This window comes from Bacillus sp. FSL R5-0422, assembly GCF_038610765.1.
Classification (GTDB): Bacteria; Bacillota; Bacilli; order Bacillales; family Bacillaceae; genus Bacillus; species Bacillus pumilus_O.
The window spans coordinates 2,617,593-2,638,302 of sequence record NZ_CP152014.1 but is presented as its reverse complement, the minus strand read 5'-3'; the positions used below and the strand labels follow the sequence as shown (position 1 = coordinate 2,638,302).

Here is a 20,710-nt window from a genome sequence, read left to right as displayed (position 1 = left end):
TCATGACATAGGGCTATTGCTTAGGTGCCCGGTACCCTGCACGCTCTGCTTCTTCTACGGAGCAAAACATTTTAGTTACATTTTTGGTTCTAGAGTAGTATCTGCTGCTCGGTGTGTGATAAATACCGTTGACACTTCCTTTGATGTTACAGGCTGCTGATTCTTTTTTTGTTTCCTTCTGTGATTCATGACCGCCTGTGCTTTTTCCCTCATCTTTAGGAGCGGAGCGTTGAGCGGTAGAAGACTCCGTATCGTTGCCGCTTTTCTTGTTCTCTTTTTTAAGATTTTCGTTGCTTGAGGCAAGCTTGTCTATTTTCTCTTCAAGCGCTTGAATGGTCTTTTCTTGCTTTTTGACTGTTTCTTTTTCTGCGGTGATGGTTTCTAGCTTTTTCGCTAGTTTTTCTTTATCCTTTGTTGCGTCCTCTAAAGAAGCTGTCAGTTCCTCTTTATCAGCTTTTAAGCGCGTTATGTCAGAAGTGAGCTGTTTTTGATCCTTTAAGAGCTGTTCTGAAGATGGATCTGCTTGTGCCTTCGGTGCATCTGTGGCAGCAAACGGTATTGACATAATGGAAAAGATGAGACCCAAGATCAAGAAAGGATAAAATAATTTCTTTGAAAAGATTTGCGTATTCTGGTGTTTGAGTAATAAGAAATTGACGGCATATCCTATGGCAAAACAAACACATAAAAGACCTATGATGAGTAACACCATTATCTAGTAGCCCCCCCTACATCTTTCGTTACACCTATTATACCTCATTTTTCCATTTTTAGGGGGCGTTTTAACTAAAAAAACCCTGTTTTACACAGGGTTTTCAGCTATTGGTAATCCTTTGATTGCTTCCTTAACTGTCAAATAAGTAATTGTATCATGGAAATCTGTATCTAAGTCTTTCATCTTCATGGCAAGCTGCGGTTTGATCCCTGTGATGATCAGTTCCGTTCCAGTTAAATTGAGAAGATGATGCAACTTGAAAATGCGTGCTGCAACGGAATCATCGACATCGATTAAACCAGAAAGATCGACAATCAAATAATCATCCTTAGAATCATCTAATATACAAGTTAACTTCGCGACAATGGCATCAAAGCGTTCTTCAGATAGTTTTCCAATGAGTGGTAGAGCAGATACACCATTTTTGATTGGGACGATTGGCGTCGAAAGAGAGGTGACTTCCTGTAAGGAATCTTCTAGGAGTTGTTCATATTCTTTCTGTTTCGTAATATCCTTTTGAAAGCCAATAAAAAATGTTTTATCGTCTTGTTCAATGTATAGAGGATCTATATTGAGTTCATTCCAAAAAAAAGTACCGTCTTTTTTATAATTTTTTAGCTGTGTGGTAATAGGTGTTTTATTCTGAATTCCTTGACGTATTAAATCGAGCTGCTTTTGATCTGTGTCTTTCCCTTGAAGGAATCGACAATTACGCCCAAGAATCTCATCTGGTTTGTATCCAGTCATGTGTGTAAAGCCATGATTCACATAAATGATAGGGTTATCCTCTAAAGAAGGGTCTGTAATGACAACACCGATCCGCGCATGATCTAGCGCTTTTTTTATGAGTTCAAGCTGTTTTTGTAAGCCGAAGATGTTCGAGCTGACCATATTACCCTCCTTTGTTGCTGCTATCAGACATATCAAATGGTTGTCTTTTCAACCAAAGGTATTCCTTACTAACGTAACATAACATATGTTCTGTTTCAACGATTGCAATGGCTTTGTTAAATTTGTCATCATAGTTTGTCCTCCATTAGAATATAGTAAGTAAGGAGACTTTTCTTTAGAAAAAGAAGGAATCAATTGCTCATAATTCATAAAATGACAAAAATAGTTAATATGGATTAGGTAAAAATGATTCCAATGCATCAAGATTGTTTTGGGTCATTCACATATAATGGAAGAAACAAGCTTTTTTTCTTCGTTAGAGAGAATAGACCTTTTACATGGATTATGACGGAACAGCAGAATGGCATTACAGGGGGCTGGACAGCCTGAAGTCGCTTTACTATTCTAAGGGCTTTAGGAAGGTGATGAAAATGCTGCAACAAGTCATTATTGCTTGTGCCATTGGAGGGGTCATGGGCATTCTCGGTCACGTAAAGAAAAAAGGCAGGCTAGAGAAGCCCAGAATGACAAAAAAGTTTATTTATTTAGGGTTTATTGAAGATTGGCTCGTTGGGATGATTGCCGCTACACTGCTTGTCTTATCCTCAAATCCCGAATCTAGTCTGCACTTGGTCATCTTATCAATTATTTCAGGTTACGGAGGAGAAGCAGTTCTGCGAAGCTTTGACTTTGTAAGAGAACAGCATTCACAGAATGCAGACTCCAACCGTCATAACCGCTCTCCACACGAATAATATCCTCTACTTTACCCTGATCTAGGGTACATTCCCATTGTATACAAACCTGCTTGCACTTATGATCATAATTCTATAAAATACTACTTAGATGACGGTTACGATAAGAACAGTGAAGAGGAGTAGTAGGAAAGCAGTATTTGTCTTTAGAGAATTGACGGCTGGTGAAAGTCAATCAAATCTGCTTCTGAACTCGCCTCAGAGTTGCAGTTGCGTTAAAGCTTCTGTCGCATGTCTGCGTTAAAGATATTAAGTGAGCGTACAAACAGAAAGTTACGCTAACAAGGGTGGTACCGCGGGAACCAAAAAATCTCTCGTCCCTTTCCAGGGATGAGGGTTTTTTGTTGATTTTAGAAAAATCTGAATTCTTGCAGTGGTCATCTGAGCAGATACAGCCGTACATATTAAAGGAGGTTTTCACATTGAGTTTTCAGCATCGGGAAATTGAAAAGAAGTGGCAGGATTATTGGCTGACACATAAAACATTCGCCACATCTGACTCGGAAGATAAACCAAAGTTCTATGCACTTGATATGTTTCCATATCCATCAGGAGCAGGGCTTCATGTCGGGCATCCTGAGGGCTACACAGCAACGGATATTTTATCACGCATGAAACGTATGCAGGGATATGATGTTCTTCATCCAATGGGATGGGACGCATTTGGTCTTCCAGCAGAACAGTATGCGCTAGATACAGGGAATGATCCGGCGGTCTTTACAGAAGAGAACATCAATAACTTCCGCCGCCAAATTCAATCACTCGGGTTCTCGTATGATTGGGATCGAGAAATCAACACGACTGATCCTAATTATTATAAATGGACACAATGGATTTTCTTGAAATTGTACGAAAAGGGATTGGCGTATATCGATGAAGTACCTGTGAACTGGTGCCCAGCTCTTGGAACAGTCCTTGCAAATGAAGAAGTCATTGATGGAAAAAGTGAACGCGGAGGACATCCAGTTGAAAGACGTCCGATGAAGCAATGGATGCTAAAGATTACGGCTTATGCGGACAGGCTGTTAGAAGATTTAGAAGACATTGATTGGCCTGAAAGCATTAAAGATATGCAGCGTAACTGGATCGGTCGTTCAGAAGGTGCACACGTTCATTTCGAAATAGAAGGACATGACGAACAGTTTACTGTATTTACAACTCGTCCTGATACATTGTTTGGTGCAACCTATGCGGTACTTGCACCAGAACATGCACTGGTTGAAAAAATTATAACAGCTACTCAAAAAGAGGCAGTCGAAGCATATATAAAAGAAATTCAATCTAAGAGCGACTTAGAGCGTACAGATCTTGCAAAAACAAAGACGGGTATTTTTACTGGCGCTTATGCCGTCAATCCATTAAATGGTGAAAAGATGCCGATCTGGATTGCAGATTACGTGCTGGCTACTTATGGAACAGGTGCGATTATGGCGGTACCTGCCCATGATGAGCGTGACTATGAATTTGCCAAAACATTTGATCTTCCAATCAAGGCAGTTGTCGAAGGCGGAGACATTGAAAAAGAAGCTTACACAGGTGATGGAAAACACATCAACTCTGATTTCCTTGATGGATTAGGAAAAGAAGAAGCGATTGAAAAAGTCATTGCATGGTTGGAAGAACATCAAAAAGGCGAAAAGAAAGTCACTTATCGTTTAAGAGATTGGCTATTTAGCCGCCAGCGTTATTGGGGTGAGCCAATTCCAATTATTCATTGGGAGGACGGAACGTCTTCAGCTGTTTCTGAGGAAGACCTTCCACTAATTTTGCCTAAGACGACTGAGATTAAGCCAAGTGGTACAGGTGAATCACCTTTAGCCAATATCAAAGATTGGGTTGAGGTTGTCGATCCTGTTACAGGTAAAAAAGGACGCCGTGAAACCAATACAATGCCGCAATGGGCAGGCAGTTGCTGGTATTTCTTACGTTATATTGACCCGCATAACTCAGAAGAACTTGCATCTCCTGAGAAGTTAAAGAAATGGCTTCCGGTTGATGTATATATCGGCGGAGCAGAACATGCTGTACTTCATCTTCTATATGCGCGCTTCTGGCATAAGTTCTTGTATGATATTGGTGTTGTTCCAACAAAAGAACCTTTCATGAAATTGTTCAACCAAGGAATGATTCTTGGGGAAAATAATGAAAAAATGAGTAAATCAAAAGGAAATGTTGTCAATCCAGATGATATCGTAGAATCTCATGGTGCGGATACTTTACGACTTTATGAAATGTTCATGGGACCTTTAGATGCATCAATCGCTTGGTCTGAAACAGGACTTGATGGTGCTCGCCGTTTCCTTGATCGAGTATGGCGTCTCTTCACAAATGAAGATGGCACAATCAGTGATAAAGTAACGGAGCAAACTGGAGGCGCCTTAGAACGCAGCTATCATGAAACTGTGATGAAGGTAACAGACCATTATGAAGGCCTACGCTTCAATACAGGGATTTCACAATTAATGGTGTTTATCAACGATGCCTACAAGGCTGATACATTGCCGAAAGAATATGCAGAAGGCTTTGTGAAACTTCTTTCTCCAATTGCACCGCATCTAGCGGAAGAGCTTTGGAATAAACTTGGTCATGAAGGGTCTATTTCTTATGAAGCATGGCCACAATATGACGAGTCAAAGCTTGTCGACGATGAAGTAGAAATTGTCGTACAGTTGAATGGGAAAGTGAAAGCAAAATTAACTGTTCCTGCTGATGCCACTAAAGAACAATTAGAAGATCTTGCGAAAAGTGATGCACGTGTAAAAGAACAGCTTGAAGGGAAAACCATTCGCAAAGTGATTGCGGTTCCTGGGAAGCTTGTCAATATTGTTGCGAATTAATGATGACACCCATCGGTATGAACCGGTGGGTGTTCTTTATTTCCCGGGACATAATTTTGTCGAAAACAAGGTGATTGCACGATCGATCTCGTATGTTAACAGGTGATAACAAAAGGAGGAGTGACGTCAATGGAAAAGGAAAGCAAACGTGAACAACTGCTCAGTCTGTTAGGAGAAATGCCAGATCGCCATCGCGTGGAGGCATATACGTTAAAGATCGAGGATCGAGAATCGTATGTAGTCGAAACACTTATTCTTTCAATCAATGGTGTAGAGGAAGTGCCCGCTTATTTTGTGAAGCCGAAGGATACGGTAAAAAAAAGACCCGTTGTGCTCTTTCAGCACTCTCATGGCGGGAACTACGTCGATGGGAAGGAAGAACTCATTAAGGGTGCTCATTATTTGCAAGAAACTTCATATGCGAAAGAGTTCACTTCAAAAGGCTATAGCGTTCTGGCTATTGATCATGCAGGGTTTGGTGAAAGAAGGGGAAGAACCGAAAGTGAAATTTTTAAGGAAATGCTTTTAACAGGGAAAGTGATGTGGGGCATGATGCTGTATGAAAGCATGTGCGCAATCGATTATGTGTTATCTCGATCTGACGTGCTGCCGGACCGGTTAGCTGTTTTTGGAATGTCAATGGGTGGGCTTCTTTCCTGGTGGACAGCTGCACTTGATGAGAGAGTCGGTGTGTGTATTGATCTTTGCGCACAGGTCGATCACCACACATTAATTGAAACAAACAATCTAGACAGGCATAGCTTTTATTACTATGTACCAAGCTTAGCAAATCACTTTACGGCAGCTGATATTCAGGAAATGATTTTTCCAAGGCCGCATTTAAGCTTAGTTGGAAAACTTGATTCACTCACGCCTGCTGAAGGCGTCGCACGCATTCAAAAGAAATTGAGCCAAACTTATCAAGCGGCTTCATTGAAAGAACGGTATCAGCTTGTTGGTCTTCATGCAGGTCATTTTGAAACAGCTGCAATGCGCCACGAGGCTACTCGATTCTTAAAAAAATGGCTGTAATCAATTAAGGCTTGGACATACTACGTCATGAAAGGAGGAGACAGAGGATGAAAATCACGATCATTGGCGGGTGTGGTGTGATCGGCCGTATTTTAACAAAAGCGCTCTCTTCTGAATGCGAGATCACTATCATTGATCAAACGAGCTGTCTAAAAGGAGTCATTTTGGCAGATGCAACGAATGAACAGGAATTATATGAGGCGATCCCGCGAGATACAGATGTCATCATACACCTTTTAAACATGGAGATGACACATGATGTGATGAATCGTGAGGAGTTTGAAAAAATGAGTGATATTTTTTGGAGAAGCTCTTATTCTATGTTTCGATCAGCTGCAAGGCTTGGCATTCGAAAAGTCATTTTTGCAAGCAGCAATCACGTGACCGATCGTTATGAAAAAGATGGCCGTTCCTTACTAGGGCGACATATGACAACAGACGATGTACCTGCGACTAAAAATGTGTATGGTATTTTAAAATTTGCTTCTGAACAGCTAGGCCGGTTGTTCCACGATCAAACTGGAATGTCTGTTATCAATTTGCGGATTGGAACAGTTGTGACAGATGAGATGGAAGCATTACACGAGAAAGAACGGACGAAACGAACACTTCTTTCACATGAAGATCTAGTAGGGATAATAAAGGCGGCAATGGAAACGGCCGTGCCCTTTGGAACATATTACGCTGTATCAGAAAACGAAGAAAAGCCTTGGTCTACGGAAAACACGAAGCAGGAATTGGGCTACAATCCTCATATGAATACGACGGAAATCCTTGAAGAAAATGATCAGGCATAGGGCATAATCATATCATTAGCTGATGATCTTATTCTTTTGTTTCATGAGCATAAAAGCACGACTGACAGGATGGATCCAGTTGGACTGTCAAGATGATTATAGACGCTTTCTTCCCCCGTTTGTTACATTTTAATCACGATATCGTCACAGGCTGCAGCTAATTTTCGGATAAAATGATAACGCTTTCAAAGGAAGGGTGTGATGAACATCGATCGTTCTATGAAAGGCCGATTGTTCAACTTATTTAATTACTCTTTTCTACTCATGTTCGCATTAATATGTGTGCTTCCGTTCATCCATGTCATTGCTGCCTCTTTTGCTACAGTAGAAGAGGTCATCACGAAGAAGTTTATCTTATTCCCGACCACGTTTTCTTTAGAGGCCTATCGGTATATTTTCTCGACGGATATTGTGTACCGCAGCCTTATTGTGTCCATTCTTGTCACACTCGTTGGAACAGCTGTCAGCATGTTTTTGTCCTCACTTATGGCATATGGGCTGTCTCGTCAGGAGCTAAAAGGCCGGAGAACATTGATGTTTCTCGTTGTCTTCACGATGCTGTTTAGCGGTGGGATGATTCCGACGTTTATTGTGGTGAAAACGCTTGGGCTGCTTGATACCTATTGGTCACTGATTCTACCGGTTGCGATCAATGCGTTCAATTTGATCATTTTGAAAAACTTTTTTCAAAACATTCCGGCAAGCCTTGAGGAATCAGCGAAGATGGATGGCTGTAACGATTTAGGAATTTTCTTTAAAATTGTGCTGCCGCTTTCTTTGCCTGCTATTGCGACCATTTCACTTTTTTATGCCGTGACGTATTGGAATACGTATATGACCGCCATCCTGTATTTAAATGATTCAGTGAAGTGGCCGATTCAGGTGCTGCTCAGGCAGATTGTCATTGTTTCGAGCGGAATGCAAGGGGATATGTCGGATATGGGATCATCCACACCACCGCCAGACCAAACGATTAAAATGGCTGTCATTGTGGTAGCAACGATTCCCGTTCTGCTTGTCTATCCATTTATCCAAAAGCATTTCAATAAAGGGGCATTATTAGGTTCTGTAAAAGGTTAAAAAGAAGGAACAACGGAGGGATCTTATGGGGAGAAAGAAATTATGGTTGATTGCGTTTGTCCTGTTATTTGCAGCAAGCGGTATTTTATCTGCATGTTCAAGCAAAGGAGCAAGTTCATCAGATGAAAAGGTTGATTTAGACAAAAAAGTAAAGCTGACATGGATGGCGATTCTCTATCATCAGCAGCCGCCGAAAGATTCGGTTTTAAAAGAGATTGAGAAGCTCACAAACACAGAACTTGATATTACGTGGGTGCCTGATGCTGTGAAGGAAGACCGGTTGAATTCTGCACTTGCCGCAGGGAATTTGCCGCAGATCGTGACGATTCAAGACATTAAGAATTCGTCTGCTATTAATGCGTTCAGATCAGGTATGTTCTGGGAAGTTGGTCCGTATTTAAAGGATTATCCAAATTTAAGTAAGATGAACAAACTGATTAATAAAAACGCCTCTATAGATGGTAAGCTTTATGGCATTTATAGAGAGAGACCACTTTCAAGACAAGGAATTGTCATTCGAAAGGATTGGCTTGGAAATTTAAATTTGGATACACCAAAAACGTTGGATGATCTTTATGAGGTAGCGAAAGCTTTTACTGAAAAAGATCCGAATCAAAACGGAAAAGCGGATACAATTGGCTTTACGGATCGGAATGATTTGATTTATGGGGCATTTAAAACACTTGGTTCATATGAGGGAATGCCAACAGATTGGAAAGAAGATAACGGCAAATTCACGCCAGATTTTATGACAGATGAGTATATGAATACGATGAAATATATGAAAAAATTACGTGATAATGGCTATATCAACAAAGACTTCCCTGTCACAAGCAAAACGCAGCAACAGGAATTATTCTCACAAGGAAAAGCAGGGATCTATGTTGGAAATATGGTAGACGCAGTGAACTTGAGAGATGACGCGACAGATAAAAACATGAAAGTCGATATACTGAACCGAATCAAAGGCCCAGATGGCAAAGAACGAGTGTGGGCATCAGGTGGTCATAATGGCATCTTCGCATTTCCTAAAACGAGCGTGAAATCAGAGGCAGAATTAAAGCGAATTTTGGCCTTCTTTGATCGCATTGCAGAAGAAGATGTCTATGGGCTGATGACGTACGGTATAGATGGTGAGCATTATAAGAAAGAAGAAGGGAATACATTTGTCAGGGAAGAAAGCCAAGTGAAAAGCTGGCAGACAGATGTACAGCCGCTTGTCAGTCTAGTAGGCATTGATAAACGGTACTTGAAAAATAAAGGGGATGCGGTTCGTACAAAATATGAAGAGCTAGAAGAAGACAACCAAAAGATCATCGTCGCCAATCCTGCTGAAAGCCTGTATTCAGAAACAGCCTCAGAACGAGGAAATGAATTGAAAAAAATCATTGATGATGCGACCTATAAGTTCATTCTTGGAGACATCAGTGAAGATCAATTTAAAAAAGATGTAGAGAAGTGGAAATCAAATGGCGGTAATAAAATCATTGAAGAATATGAAGCTTCTTTTAAGAAATCAAAATAATCAATAAAAACACCCCCGCACAGTTAAAAAGCGGGGGTGTTTTCATTAAAAGTCAAAGTTGTCTGGGTCTGGACCGATACGTTTGTTTTCATTTAAATCAGAAAGACGATTCATATCCTCATCAGATAATGCAAAATCAAATATGTCTGCATTTTCTTTTAAACGATGCGCTTTTGTTGATTTTGGAATGGTGATGATGCCTTTTTGCACATCCCAGCGCAAAATAATTTGAGCGGGTGTTTTGCCGTATGTGTCTGCCAGTTCTTTGATCACCGGATGATGAAGCAGTTCCCCCTGCATGAGCGGTGACCATGCTTCCATTTGAATGCCATGTGTGTTCAAATACGTATAAAGTGCTTCCTGCGTCAGTTTTGGGTGAAACTCCACTTGATTGATGGCTGGTATGATGTCTGCATCTTTTAATAGTTCGTCTAGATGATGCGGCTGGAAGTTGCTCACACCAATGGCTCTGACCTTGCCTTCACGATACAACGTTTCAAGCGCACGCCAAGCGTCTTTATATTTTCCCTCAACCGGCCAATGGATTAAATATAGATCAAGGTAGTCAAGCTGAAGTTTTTTCAAGCTTTCCTCATATGCTTTTAGCGTGGATTCATATCCTAAATCGGCATTCCACACTTTTGATGTCACAAAAAGATCTTCGCGGCGAAGTCCTGTTTCTGTAAGACCAAGCTGTATGCCTCGTCCGACCCCTTCCTCATTGCCATAAATAGCCGCTGTATCAATACTGCGATAGCCTAATTGAATGGCTTTTTTGACGGCGTCTATTAATTCTTCGCCATCTTCCACCTTGAATACACCAAGACCAAATCCTGGCATGTGGACTCCATTGTTTAATGTTTTTGTACTTTGTAAATGATTCATATTGAACACTCCTTTAGATGGTTTGATTTTTGTTCTTGTTGTTCGATTCGAAAACTAATCATCGTGAGAATCGCAGCAATCAGGACCATAATGCCGCCGACCCAGCCTGTATGCACAAGCCCAAGAGTATCTGTCACGATGCCGCCTAAAAATGAGCCGATGGCGATACCGGCATTAAAGGCAGCGATATTCATAGCGGAAGCGACGTCGACTGCTCCTGGTGTGTATCTTTCTGCAAAGTCAACGACAGCGACTTGCAGCCCAGGTACATTCATGAAAGCAAACAGTCCCATCAGCATGACAGTTGCAATGCCTAGCACCGTAAATCCAGCAGTCAAGCTAAGGATAAACAAAATGATGCTTTGGATGATAAACATGTAAATCAGTGCTTTCATTGGCTTCTCATTAGCAACCTTTCCGCCAATGACATTTCCGGCTGCGATCGTGATTCCGTATAAAAGCAGAATCAATGCCACTGCCCCTGGCGCAAGACCTGTCACATGCTGTAAGAGAGGGGATAAGTACGTAAAGACGACAAATGTTCCTCCGTATCCTGTTGCTGTAATGACAAATAGAAGCAAGATTCTTTTTGTTTTTAATAAAACAGCTTGATCCTTAAATGATGTTTTTACGCTTTGTTTTAATTGAGATGGAACAAGAAAATAGTTAGATATTAGTGCGATTAGACCAATGATGACAATCACACCGAATGATGTCCGCCACCCAAGTTCATGACCAAGAAATGTCCCGAATGGTACGCCCGTCACAGTCGCAACTGTTAATCCGGTGAACATAAAGGCAATCGCGCTTGCCCGTTTTTCTTTCACTACAAGGCTTGCAGCGATCGTAGAGCCAATGGACATAAAGATTCCATGGGATAAGGCTGAAATGACCCGGCCGATTAATAGTATTGAAAAGGTCGGAGCCATCGTGGCAAGTGTATTTCCAATCAAAAAGACGAGCATAATGAGCAAAAGCAATGTCTTTCTTTTCATCGTTGAAGTCAGAGAAGTCAAAATAGGCGCGCCGAATGTCACACCAAGAGCATATAAAGAGACGGTCCAGCCCGCCTGACTGACGCTCACTCCAAAGTCCTCTGAAATCATTGGCAAAAGACCGACACTAATAAACTCAGTGGTTCCTATAGCAAAAGCACTAATAGCTAGTGCGAGAAGGGCAAGGTGGTTTTGTTTTTTCTTCATGAATCAGTTCATATCCTTTTGTGATGACATTTTGATAGACGAAGCCGATCGGCAAGAGTTATTATCTAACATAGATGACGAAAAAAAAAGTACGTACTTTTTTGTAATATAGGTACTAAAAAGTGCCTGTTTGTATAAAGAGGAGTGAGGATTCAATGGAAAAGAAAAAATATAATATCTCCGTGGAAGCGACCCTTGAGGTCATTGGCGGAAAGTGGAAGTGCGTGATTTTATGTCATTTAACTCATGGGAAAAAACGCACAAGTGAATTGAAGCGGCTCATGCCAAACATCACACAAAAAATGCTTACACAGCAGCTGAGAGAGCTTGAAAGTGATGGAGTGATTAACCGGATTGTGTATGAGCAAGTACCGCCTAAAGTGGAATATGAATTAAGTGAATACGGTCAGTCGCTCGAAAGAATTCTGAATGCGCTATGTGATTGGGGAGCAGCTCATATTGAACGTGTGTACGGAGAGCCGCTTTCAGTGCTAGAAGACAGCATTTTAAATGAACAGTTTAAATAAAAAAGTCCCGCTTTTTGAGAGAGCGGGACTTTTTGTCTTATATGCCTTTTTTCTGGTCACGGTATTTGCCTGGGGTCGTGCCTTCTAGTTTTTTGAAGGAACGGATGAAGTTTTGCGGGTTTTTATATTTCAGTTTTTCCGAAATTTCTTTGACGGACATATCGGTTTCCACGAGCCAGTTTTTGGCGACATGGTGTCTGTAGGATGAGAGATATTCACTAAAAGGGATATCCATTTCCTTTCTAAAGATACTGCTTAAATAATTTGGGTTGTAATGCAGGCGTGTGGCGATTTCATCCAATGTGAGATCAGAATCGAATTCTTGATGGATGATATGAATGATCTTTTCTGAGATGTTTTTGTATTGTGATTCCTCGCGTGCACTTAGCTGGTCAATAATCGGCCGAATGATCTCATGTTTCAGCCATGCTTCGGTATCTTCAAACGTTTTAAATTCAAAAATTGTATCATACAGCATTTTATTGTCTTCGACCTCAAACAGTTCAATGCCAAGCAAATGCATTAGCTCAATCAAATTGTTTAAAAAACGGGCGAGGGCGATATGGTACTCATGCGGTCCCGCATTTTTAGAGAAAATGGATTGAAGGAGCACATGTAAATAGTGATCTGCTTTCCCTTGATCACCCGCTTTTATTGCATCAAATAAATCATGCTGCAACTGCTTTGGAAAATGGGTTTTAAACGTTTTTCCTTGCTGGATATGTTCATATAAGATAATGGACTTTTTCTCTGCTTTGAGCCTGTATTTTAAGGCCTCTTTTCCTTCAATGTAAGCCTGTTTTGCCATAGTGAGCTCCTGAAACTGGCGGCTGATTCCGATGCTGATCGATAAACCAAGCTCTTCCTCGATACGTAGCTGAATGGTTTCTGCTAATTGGTTTAAATATTCAGTAAATTCTTCATCTGACTTTAAGTGATTTAGGATAATCGTCGTTTGATGTTGATTGACAACTGTTGGCTGAAGGTGCTCCTCTTGTGGAATAATCTGCTCAACCAGTCCATTGATCGCAAATAAAAGTAAGTCTGCATCCTTTTTTTCATAAGGTGTTCCTTTTAGCGTATCGATTTGGGTCACAAGCATGGATAAGTGAGACCAGCCCTGAGGGAATCCTAAACTTTGGAACCGGTTGTTAATCTCTTCTTCTGTCAGCTTTCCGAGCAATAGCCGTACCATAAAGTATTGCTGGAGGTGCGTGACTTGCTGTTCAATCCGTTCCTCTAAATCATTGTTTTGATCCTTCATTTGTTTAATACTCGACTCAATCAACTCAAATTCATTTTGAAAAGGCTGCTTTTGCAAAAAGGATTCATTACGTGCAAAGGACTCGTATAACAAGCGGATTGGTTTATAAAAATGTCTGGAGCCAAACCATGAAAATAGCAATGAAAGCGCTAACAAAATAAAGCAGATAATAAAGGTGATCCACCCTATTGATTTCGTTTGTGCCTTGAGTTCTGGTATGGAAACAAAGGAGAGGTACGTCCATTCGTTATAGTCTGATTTTTGAAACGTAATTTGATAGTTTAGTTCCTCGATCTTCATGTTAAATTGACCTGATCGTTCTTCACTTGATAGGACATGCTTGACGAACTCTTGATTTTTCAAGGATTCACCAATTTGTTTTTTGCGGTTATGTAACAGCACTTTTCCATTCGTATCTATAACAAGCATACTGTCAGATTGAGAGAAGTCAGGCATATTGTTAGCAATCGTACAGCTCGGAATGCTGGCGACAGCGATCCCTTTTTTCTGGACACTGTTCATCGGAAGTTGTTTGATTAAGTTCACATTGTATTTGCAAAAGGAAGCCTTTCCTTCTTTTGTCGCAACAAGTGGATTATTCTCTTCAAGTGCCCAGCTAGAATGACTCGGAATATTGAGGTAAGAGGTGAGCGCTTTCTCTTGATCTCCGCTCGTGACATGATAAAGCCCCGAATTGTTCATGTACCAGTCTTCTATTTTACTGACGAGTGTAATATTGGAAAGATCGGTGTCAAAGGTTTGCAAGTAGTTTAGTTCCTGCTGTACTTGATTATAAAGCTGGAATTGGTCTGGATTTAAAGGTTCTGCCAGTGTTTGAAGGAGAGGCGGCGAACTGACATAGTGAGTGAGAGAATGATCAACAGTCTTTAAAATATGCTCAATATTGGATTGCGTTTGTTTCACACTGTCTAGCTTTTCATTTGAGATATTTTCGAGTGCTGTTTTTTGTGAATGCTGATAAGAAAAAATACCGACAATGATGACAGGAATCGTACTAAGCATGAAAAAAAACGTGACGAGCTTGTAATAAAACTTATATTGCCTTCTTTTCATAAAACCCCCCATTTCAAACAGAACAATCTTTTCCTCTTTATTTATTAATCCAAAAATTTGGTAGGTTTGTCAATAATCATTTTCTGAGATTAGGATCATTTTCTCATGTTTTATATAACGTTTTGAGTAGCCCCCCCTGAGTAAATATGATCTGATGATATGATTGTAGACGGATTTTTCATCCTTAAGATACAGTTAACACATGCATCAGCATGAGGGGAGGCTTTATCTATGAAAACAGAGGATGTCACTGCCAAGGGTGTGCCTGCGGCAGCTTTGAAAAAAGAAAAGAGAAAGCGCTTACTTAATCAAATGCTTAGTCAGAAGTTTTTGTATGTCATGATTTTACCAGGGCTCATTTATTTTCTTGTCTTTAAATATGTGCCGATGTGGGGGCTGATCATTGCCTTTCAAGATTACCAGCCGTTTCTCGGTATTCTTGGCAGTGAGTGGGTTGGCTTCAAACACTTTATTCGATTGTTTACAGAACCAACATTTTTCATTTTATTAAAAAATACACTGATTTTATTTGCCATGAATGTCGTGATTTTCTTTCCAATTCCAATCTTATTGGCACTGCTTTTAAACGAGGTCAGATTGGCATTGTTTAAGAAATTTGTTCAGACGATGATATACATTCCTCACTTCATGTCATGGGTGATTGTCGTGTCCTTATCCTTTGTTTTGTTAACAGTAGATGGCGGATTAATCAATGAATTGATTGCTTTCTTTGGAGGGGAAAAGATTAACTTCCTTCTTAGTCAGGAATGGTTCAGGCCGATGTACATTTTACAAGTGATCTGGCGAGAAGCAGGCTGGTCGACGATTATTTACCTTGCGGCGATTACAGCGGTAGATCCGCAGCTATATGAAGCAGCGAAAATGGATGGAGCCGGCAGACTGAGACAAATGTGGCATATCACGCTTCCTGCCATTAAAAGTGTGATTGTCGTTCTACTAATTTTGAAAATTGGTGACACATTAGAGCTTGGCTTTGAGCATGTCTACTTATTACTCAATGCAACGAACCGGGAAGTAGCAGAAATCTTTGATACGTACGTTTATACAGCTGGTCTGAAGCAAGGACAATTTAGCTATAGTACCGCTGTTGGTCTATTTAAAGCAGCTGTTGGACTCATTTTGGTTATGCTGGCGAACCGTTTAGCGAAGAAATTTGGGGAAGAAGGTATTTACTAAAAAGGGAGATGAAGAGGAATGACATTAGCGACTGAAAAAGGATCACCACTTGAGCATGCAGAGAAATTAGCACAAACAATTATGAAAGCGCATACACCAATAGAGCTGCCTCCAGCTGGAAGATGGCATTATCATCAAGGCGTTTTTCTTTGCGGTGTGATGAAGCTATATGAGTCAACGGGGAACGAGACGTATTTCAATTATGTGAAAAGCTACGCAGATTCGCTCATTGATGAGTATGGAAACCTGTTATTTCGGAGAGATGAGCTTGATGCGATCCAAGCAGGGCTCATTTTATTCCCTCTTTATGAACGAACAGGAGAGAAGCGGTATGTGCTGGCAGCAGAGAAGCTCCGCGGGCTTTATCGCACATTGAATCGCACGTCTGAAGGCGGATTTTGGCATAAAGACAATTATGCTTATCAAATGTGGCTGGATGGTCTCTACATGGGAGGACCCTTTGCGTTAAAGTATGCAAAGCTGAAAGGTGAAGAGGAGCTGGTGGAGCTGGTGGATATGGTGATCCATCAAGAGCATCTCATGAGAAAGCATACAAAAGATGAAAAAACCGGTCTGTATTATCACGCTTGGGACGAACGAAAAGTGATGCCATGGGCGGATCAAAAGACAGGCTGTTCTCCCGAGTTTTGGGCAAGGTCATTTGGCTGGTATGTCCTTGCATTAGCAGACATGATCGAGGATCTGCCAGAGCAGCATGAAGGGAGAAAAGTGTGGAAGGAAACGCTGATAGACATGCTGGAAAGTGTAGCTAGGTACCAGGATCAAGACACAGGTTTATGGCATCAAATCATTGATAAAGGGACGCATAGCGACAATTGGCTTGAAAGCTCTGGATCGTGTTTATTCATGTACGCCATGGCAAAAGCCATGAACGAAGGATATGTCAGCCTCCGCTACACAGATCATGTGGTGAAAGCATATCAAGGCTTAATTCAGCATAAGACGGCTGAGACAGAAACCGGTGATTTTACCATCAATGATATATGTATCGGAACATCTGCTGGGTTTTACGATTACTACGTCGGTAGAGAGAGAAGCACAAATGATTTGCACGGGGCAGGCGCTTTTATTATGGCATTAACTGAGCTAGAGAAGCTGTCTGTTTTTCAAAAGGCATGAAGAGGAAAAAAAAGGCTGCGGCATGGCTCTTCAGCTTCATCGCCGCCTTTTGTTTGTCAGCCTGTCATGGGAAAACAAACGGTATCGATGTTCTGATTTTTTCTGACATGTCCAAGGGGATGAAGGATCAATTAGTCGAGAAGGCTTTTCAAACGGAACAAGAAACGTATAGCGTCCACATCTTTCCAGCGATTCCTGAAAAACTTCTTGTGGAAATTACTGCAAAAGAGGGGGACATCATGCTTGTCCCGGAAGAGATGTTTCGAACGTATGATGATCCTGAAAGCTTTCAATTGCTTGAAGAGATGGGCATAGATGATCAAGCGGCAGGGCCATATACGACCGAGGATCAAAAGACAGGGAATACGGTCGATTATGCGGTTCAAGTTAACAAAGGCACGAAAAAGCTAAACGGCTATACCTTTCGATTACACCGAGATATGGTCGCTTTTATTCCCGTGTATGCAGACAAATCCAAAGAGGCGCTGTCTCTCATGAAACAGCTTCGTGAAAATCGATAGAAAAAGGGGTGGGGACTGTGAAACGGGTCGTAGTTTGCGGACTCAGTCATCGTGCGTTTAATATGTTTATTAAACCGCTCACAGAGGATTTCAATGAGCATTACAGGATTACAGGACTATTAGATATAGATCATCATCGGTATACACTTTGTCAGAAGCGTTTTCCATCACTGCGGGGCGTCTCGTTTTTTCATGAAGAGGCATTTGATCAAATGGTGAAGGAAGCAAAGCCAGATATCGTCATCGTGGCAGGAAGGGATGACACCCATGTCACGTATATTTTGCAAGCACTTGACCATGACCTCGATGTCATCACTGAAAAGCCGATGGTTACAACAGCTAAAGACGCCAAAAAAGTAATGGAAAAAGAAAAGGAAAGTAAAGGGAAGGTCACAGTCACTTTCAATTATCGCTACAACCCATTTCATCGAAAAATCAAAGAACTCATTTTAGAAGGAAAGATTGGAAGGGTTACATCTGTTGAACTGAGCTGGCTCATTGATACGTATCATGGCGCTAGTTATTTCAAAAGGTGGAACCGCACGCGGCAATTCTCTGGCGGACTATCCGTTCATAAATCAACGCATCATTTTGATTTGGTCAATTGGTGGATCAATCAAAAACCAAAGCAAGTATTTGCCTATGGGGCACTGAACTATTACGGAGATCAAAGTCCTTGGAATCCTTTGCAGGGGGAAGAAAATAGGTATTGCGGAACATGTCATGTGAAGGATACATGTCATTATGAAGCAAGGTGGAATCCGAGAGTAGAACGCACAAGGGTCGAGGACGATCATATCGAATCCGGTCAGGAGCAAACGCAGCAATACGCCAATTATCGCCCAGACGCCTGTATTTTTGATGAGGAAATTGACATTGAGGATACATATGTGGCATCAGTGGCATATGACCAAGGGGCTCTTTTCAGCTATTCGATTCAATTCTCAGCACCCTACGAAGGATATCGGCTTGCTATCAATGGGACGAAGGGGCGTATTGAAACAAATGAGTTTCATGTGCCATCAAGAATTCCTTTTCAATTCCCAGAACAGACGATTTCTTATTATCCGATGTTTGGGGCAAAAGAGACGATTGAAGTCGTGAAGCAGCCTGGGGGACATGGCGGCGGAGATCCTCTGCTTTTGGCGGATTTATTTATCGGGAAAGATCCTTTAATTCACTATGACATATCAGCAGGAGCAGAGGCTGGTGCTTATTCGATTGCACTTGGAGAAGGCATGTGGCGGTCTGTTGCAGAGAAACGCCCAATCGACATAGACGAGCTTCTTCAAAAAGAGACGGTGTCATAAGAAGGAGAGGAGGGAAAAGAGATGGATCATGATGGTTCAATGAGCAGAATGCTGCGAATGTGTGAGTGGGTGATGAGACTCGCCTATACGAATTTGCTATGGCTGCTGTTCACCTTGATGGGGTTTGGGATCTTTGGATTGATGCCTGCGACCACTGCGTTATTTTCGGTGATGAGAAAGTGGATACAAGGGCATGAGCAAGTGAGCGTTTTCAGGACTTTTTGGAAGGTGTACCGTGTGGAGTTTGTACGCTCTAATTTAATAGGAGTGGCGCTACTGATCATAGGGACGATTATATATGTAGACCTTGCGTTTATTTATCCAACGAGCTGGTTTTTGCATGTGCTTCGTTTTGCCATTTATATCTTTGGTTTTCTCTTTGTTGTGAGCTTGTTTTATATTTTTCCGCTGCTGGCTCATTATGATTGGAAAAAACGTCTCTATTTGAAATTCTCTCTTTTGCTCGGTATCTCCTATTTGCAATATACACTTTGTATGCTCGTTTTCTCGGCTCTGCTATTTGTTCTCTTTGCTTATTTGCCGGGAATCGTACCGTTCTTTAGTGTGAGTATACTCGCCTATGTCCATATGTGGCTGGCCTATCAAGTATTCAAAAAAGTAGAGTTTGACAGTGAGCAACGGGCAGCCGAAGTGAAGAAACGCCTGCCATCTTTCCTACAATCGAAGCGGGTGAATACACAGTGATGCAGTTCATTTGCTATAATGGTGTCACCGTGATGAAAAGGAGTGATAAGCGCCGTGTCAGTTAAAGAAATCTCAATAGAAGAATTAAAACAAAAGCTAGAGCAAGAAGAAGCGGTTCAGCTTGTTGATGTGCGTGAGAACGAGGAAGTAGCAGAAGGAATGATTCCTGAAGCGATCCACATTCGAATGGGAGATATCCCGGAGAAACTGGATGCATTCGATCAAACGCAAGAATATTATATAATTTGCCGGTCTGGTAAACGTAGTGAAAATGTCTGTTATTTCCTAGAAGACCAAGGCTATCAAGCGACCAATGTCGTTGGCGGAATGCTTGCTTGGACTGGAGAAACAAAACCGAAGCTGTAAACAGAAGTCCTTTCATCTCATAGATGAAAGGCTTCTTTTGTTCATATGCCCGCCCTAATGTGCATAAAGATAGAGTAGCGAGAGAAGGGAGAGTGGCATATGTGCTAAAGGTAGCTGTATTTGATGAAGAGCACGAAAAAGATTTGCAGAGCGAAATCAACCTTTTTTTAAAAGGAATGGATGACGACCAAATCATTGACATCAAGTACAATGTAGCGGTGATCTGTGAGCAAGGTGGAGAACAGCTCTACTGTTTTTCTGCACTCATTTTATATAAAAAATAGATGGTATCAAAAAAGGACCTGTTTGAAGGGTCCTTCTTTTGTTTAACTAGCGTCAATATATAAACGATGCTTGTTGCAGTAGACACATTGAAAGAGGTAGCCTTGCAGATCTCCGCCGTTGACGAGCCATTGTTTTAGGTTCTCTTTCGTTAATCCTCCGCCGCTGCAAATGTCTTCGATATCTTCTGTGAGCTCTTCCTCTAAATGTTCTATCTCTTTCCAACCGACATACTGGACGATCGCGCAAAAATCTCCGCAATGACTTAACCAATATTCCTGCTGTCAGCCGCGATAACCTGGTGTTCTATAGATCAGTTCATCTATATATTTCTCTTCATCAACGTCATCACAGCTTGCATCGTCTTGAAACATACCATTGTATTTTTTAGCGGCTGAACCATCTTTGATGCACCAAGGGCATATTCCTTCCACATCTTCAACAGTATAAAATGCACCATGATACACATATTCTCTTACTTTCTCGCAAACAGGACATGTCGTCTGTTCTTTTTTGATCACATGTAACGAAATTGGATCTGGGTTGTACTTGAATGTAGGTAACGTCATATAAACCTCCATGTTGAGAATCATTTCATCCTATTA

At 41.3% G+C, this 20,710-nt stretch carries 19 protein-coding genes, 1 pseudogene and 1 other annotated feature; of the genes and pseudogenes, 14 read left to right on the top strand and 6 right to left on the bottom strand.

Features of this window, described 5'->3' with window-relative positions; genetic code table 11:
- Positions 1-13 precede the first annotated feature (13 nt).
- Both MKX52_RS13430 and MKX52_RS13425 read right to left on the bottom strand, forming a co-directional pair.
- Positions 14-712 (bottom strand): hypothetical protein, encoded by a 699-nt coding sequence (locus MKX52_RS13430; protein ID WP_342490858.1) that lies wholly within the window; start codon positions 710-712, stop codon positions 14-16.
- A 90-nt stretch (positions 713-802) separates the two neighbouring features.
- Positions 803-1,606 (bottom strand): STAS domain-containing protein, encoded by an 804-nt coding sequence (locus tag MKX52_RS13425; RefSeq protein ID WP_119125264.1) that lies wholly within the window; start codon positions 1,604-1,606, stop codon positions 803-805.
- Positions 1,607-2,031: 425 nt separating this feature from the next.
- Between MKX52_RS13425 and MKX52_RS13420 the strand changes: the two genes are divergently transcribed.
- The 6 genes from MKX52_RS13420 (at position 2,032) to MKX52_RS13395 (ending at position 9,632) form a co-directional block, all read left to right on the top strand.
- Positions 2,032-2,361: a DUF4257 domain-containing protein gene (locus MKX52_RS13420; RefSeq protein WP_003217692.1), complete on the top strand. Its 330-nt coding sequence runs from the start codon at positions 2,032-2,034 to the stop codon at positions 2,359-2,361.
- A gap of 103 nt (positions 2,362-2,464) precedes the next feature.
- Positions 2,465-2,686, top strand: a binding site (T-box leader).
- A gap of 97 nt (positions 2,687-2,783) precedes the next feature.
- Complete coding sequence (gene leuS, locus MKX52_RS13415) at positions 2,784-5,198, top strand: leucine--tRNA ligase (RefSeq protein ID WP_342490857.1); 2,415 nt, start codon at positions 2,784-2,786, stop codon at positions 5,196-5,198.
- A gap of 129 nt (positions 5,199-5,327) precedes the next feature.
- Positions 5,328-6,230, top strand: coding sequence for a dienelactone hydrolase family protein (locus MKX52_RS13410; RefSeq protein ID WP_342490856.1), 903 nt, complete (start codon positions 5,328-5,330; stop codon positions 6,228-6,230).
- A 47-nt stretch (positions 6,231-6,277) separates the two neighbouring features.
- Complete coding sequence (locus MKX52_RS13405) at positions 6,278-7,027, top strand: NAD(P)-dependent oxidoreductase (protein ID WP_342490855.1); 750 nt, start codon at positions 6,278-6,280, stop codon at positions 7,025-7,027.
- 219 nt (positions 7,028-7,246) lie between these two features.
- Entirely contained in the window at positions 7,247-8,107 is an 861-nt protein-coding gene (locus tag MKX52_RS13400; RefSeq protein ID WP_087976618.1) for a carbohydrate ABC transporter permease, read from the top strand.
- Positions 8,108-8,132: 25 nt separating this feature from the next.
- A complete protein-coding gene (locus MKX52_RS13395; RefSeq protein WP_342490854.1) occupies positions 8,133-9,632 on the top strand; it encodes an extracellular solute-binding protein in 1,500 nt (499 codons plus the stop codon).
- A 45-nt stretch (positions 9,633-9,677) separates the two neighbouring features.
- On the opposite strand, the gene MKX52_RS13390 is transcribed toward MKX52_RS13395, so the two are convergent.
- Together MKX52_RS13390 and MKX52_RS13385 are read right to left on the bottom strand one after the other, a co-directional pair.
- On the bottom strand, positions 9,678-10,517 hold the full coding sequence (locus tag MKX52_RS13390; protein ID WP_342490853.1) for an aldo/keto reductase: 840 nt from the start codon (positions 10,515-10,517) through the stop codon (positions 9,678-9,680).
- Positions 10,514-11,719, bottom strand: a complete 1,206-nt coding sequence (locus MKX52_RS13385) for an MFS transporter (protein WP_342490852.1) — start codon at positions 11,717-11,719, stop codon at positions 10,514-10,516. The genes MKX52_RS13390 and MKX52_RS13385 overlap by 4 nt, the downstream gene beginning before the upstream one ends.
- Before the next feature lie 155 nt (positions 11,720-11,874).
- Between MKX52_RS13385 and MKX52_RS13380 the strand changes: the two genes are divergently transcribed.
- A complete protein-coding gene (locus MKX52_RS13380) occupies positions 11,875-12,246 on the top strand; it encodes a winged helix-turn-helix transcriptional regulator (RefSeq protein ID WP_003217763.1) in 372 nt (123 codons plus the stop codon).
- 37 nt (positions 12,247-12,283) lie between these two features.
- On the opposite strand, the gene MKX52_RS13375 is transcribed toward MKX52_RS13380, so the two are convergent.
- On the bottom strand, positions 12,284-14,584 hold the full coding sequence (locus MKX52_RS13375) for a helix-turn-helix domain-containing protein (RefSeq protein ID WP_342490851.1): 2,301 nt from the start codon (positions 14,582-14,584) through the stop codon (positions 12,284-12,286).
- Between the two features lie 231 nt (positions 14,585-14,815).
- Between MKX52_RS13375 and MKX52_RS13370 the strand changes: the two genes are divergently transcribed.
- From MKX52_RS13370 to MKX52_RS13340, 7 genes are all read left to right on the top strand, one after another.
- Positions 14,816-15,781 (top strand): sugar ABC transporter permease, encoded by a 966-nt coding sequence (locus tag MKX52_RS13370; protein WP_342490850.1) that lies wholly within the window; start codon positions 14,816-14,818, stop codon positions 15,779-15,781.
- An 18-nt stretch (positions 15,782-15,799) separates the two neighbouring features.
- Complete coding sequence (locus tag MKX52_RS13365) at positions 15,800-16,921, top strand: glycoside hydrolase family 105 protein (RefSeq protein WP_342490849.1); 1,122 nt, start codon at positions 15,800-15,802, stop codon at positions 16,919-16,921.
- Positions 16,918-17,442: a lipoprotein YteS gene (locus tag MKX52_RS13360; protein ID WP_144503620.1), complete on the top strand. Its 525-nt coding sequence runs from the start codon at positions 16,918-16,920 to the stop codon at positions 17,440-17,442. Before MKX52_RS13365 ends, MKX52_RS13360 begins: the two co-directional genes overlap by 4 nt.
- Before the next feature lie 17 nt (positions 17,443-17,459).
- On the top strand, positions 17,460-18,752 hold the full coding sequence (locus MKX52_RS13355) for a Gfo/Idh/MocA family oxidoreductase (protein WP_342490848.1): 1,293 nt from the start codon (positions 17,460-17,462) through the stop codon (positions 18,750-18,752).
- 21 nt (positions 18,753-18,773) lie between these two features.
- On the top strand, positions 18,774-19,457 hold the full coding sequence (locus MKX52_RS13350) for a YesL family protein (RefSeq protein WP_012010947.1): 684 nt from the start codon (positions 18,774-18,776) through the stop codon (positions 19,455-19,457).
- Positions 19,458-19,511: 54 nt separating this feature from the next.
- On the top strand, positions 19,512-19,823 hold the full coding sequence (locus MKX52_RS13345; RefSeq protein ID WP_151022976.1) for a rhodanese-like domain-containing protein: 312 nt from the start codon (positions 19,512-19,514) through the stop codon (positions 19,821-19,823).
- Between the two features lie 101 nt (positions 19,824-19,924).
- Positions 19,925-20,107, top strand: coding sequence for a sporulation protein Cse60 (locus MKX52_RS13340; protein ID WP_003217582.1), 183 nt, complete (start codon positions 19,925-19,927; stop codon positions 20,105-20,107).
- 42 nt (positions 20,108-20,149) lie between these two features.
- Here the strand turns inward: MKX52_RS13340 and MKX52_RS13335 are convergent.
- Positions 20,150-20,674: pseudogene (locus tag MKX52_RS13335) on the bottom strand (CbrC family protein).
- Between the last annotated feature and the right edge of the window lie 36 nt (positions 20,675-20,710).

Excerpts from the sequence above, each read along its gene's own strand:
- MKX52_RS13380 (WP_003217763.1), top strand. The coding sequence starts at position 11,875 with ATGGAAAAGAAAAAATATAATATCTCCGTGGAAGCGACCCTTGAGGTC.
- MKX52_RS13420 (WP_003217692.1), top strand. The coding sequence starts at position 2,032 with ATGAAAATGCTGCAACAAGTCATTATTGCTTGTGCCATTGGAGGGGTC.
- MKX52_RS13390 (WP_342490853.1), bottom strand. The coding sequence starts at position 10,517 with ATGAATCATTTACAAAGTACAAAAACATTAAACAATGGAGTCCACATG.
- MKX52_RS13405 (WP_342490855.1), top strand. The coding sequence starts at position 6,278 with ATGAAAATCACGATCATTGGCGGGTGTGGTGTGATCGGCCGTATTTTA.
- MKX52_RS13350 (WP_012010947.1), top strand. The coding sequence starts at position 18,774 with ATGGATCATGATGGTTCAATGAGCAGAATGCTGCGAATGTGTGAGTGG.
- MKX52_RS13395 (WP_342490854.1), top strand. The coding sequence starts at position 8,133 with ATGGGGAGAAAGAAATTATGGTTGATTGCGTTTGTCCTGTTATTTGCA.
- MKX52_RS13360 (WP_144503620.1), top strand. The coding sequence starts at position 16,918 with ATGAAGAGGAAAAAAAAGGCTGCGGCATGGCTCTTCAGCTTCATCGCC.
- MKX52_RS13425 (WP_119125264.1), bottom strand. The coding sequence starts at position 1,606 with ATGGTCAGCTCGAACATCTTCGGCTTACAAAAACAGCTTGAACTCATA.
- MKX52_RS13385 (WP_342490852.1), bottom strand. The coding sequence starts at position 11,719 with ATGAAGAAAAAACAAAACCACCTTGCCCTTCTCGCACTAGCTATTAGT.
- MKX52_RS13410 (WP_342490856.1), top strand. The coding sequence starts at position 5,328 with ATGGAAAAGGAAAGCAAACGTGAACAACTGCTCAGTCTGTTAGGAGAA.
- MKX52_RS13370 (WP_342490850.1), top strand. The coding sequence starts at position 14,816 with ATGAAAACAGAGGATGTCACTGCCAAGGGTGTGCCTGCGGCAGCTTTG.
- MKX52_RS13400 (WP_087976618.1), top strand. The coding sequence starts at position 7,247 with ATGAAAGGCCGATTGTTCAACTTATTTAATTACTCTTTTCTACTCATG.
- MKX52_RS13365 (WP_342490849.1), top strand. The coding sequence starts at position 15,800 with ATGACATTAGCGACTGAAAAAGGATCACCACTTGAGCATGCAGAGAAA.
- MKX52_RS13375 (WP_342490851.1), bottom strand. The coding sequence starts at position 14,584 with ATGAAAAGAAGGCAATATAAGTTTTATTACAAGCTCGTCACGTTTTTT.
- MKX52_RS13430 (WP_342490858.1), bottom strand. The coding sequence starts at position 712 with ATGGTGTTACTCATCATAGGTCTTTTATGTGTTTGTTTTGCCATAGGA.